This is a genomic window from Sphingopyxis sp. sgz302558 (genome assembly GCF_057220455.1).
This window is the reverse complement of sequence record NZ_JBXPUZ010000031.1, coordinates 1-538: the sequence shown is the minus strand read 5'-3', so window position 1 is coordinate 538 and position 538 is coordinate 1. Positions and strand designations below refer to the sequence as shown.

The following is a 538-nucleotide window of genomic DNA, read 5'->3' as shown; positions in this document are numbered from 1 at the left end:
TCATGCGGTCGAGCTGGTACCGCGCGCTGTTCCCCGGCACCATCCTGACCTCGGCGCGCGCCGCGGCGCTCGACTTTGCGACCACCCGCGGCGGCGGGAGGCTCGCGACCTCGATCACCGGCACGCTGACCGGGCGCGGCGGCGATATCCTGATCATTGACGATCCGATCAAGCCCGACGAGGCTTATTCGGATACGGTGCGCGAGGCGGTCAACACCTGGTATCGCTCGACGCTCGCCTCGCGGCTCAATGACAAGAAGAAGGGCGCGATCATCACCGTGATGCAGCGCATCCATCAATATGATCTCGTCGGCATGCTTCGAGAAACCCCTGGCTGGCGCGAGCTTAAGCTGGCCGCGATCGCCAATGTGGACGAGGTCATCACCCTGCCGCGCGGAAAACAACATCTGCGCAAGGCCGGCGATGTCCTCCACCCTGCACGCGACGACCGCTCCGCGCTCGACCGGCAAAAGCAGATGATGGGCTCGATCCTGTTCGAGGCGCAATATCAGCAGAACCCGGTGCCGGCCGAAGGCAA

At 64.7% G+C, this 538-nt stretch carries 1 protein-coding gene; it reads left to right on the top strand.

Going from position 1 to position 538, the window contains the following annotated elements; translation table 11 throughout:
• On the top strand, nucleotides 1–538 hold a 538-nt coding region (locus tag AC2TC0_RS16215; RefSeq protein WP_484718486.1), incomplete at both ends, for a hypothetical protein.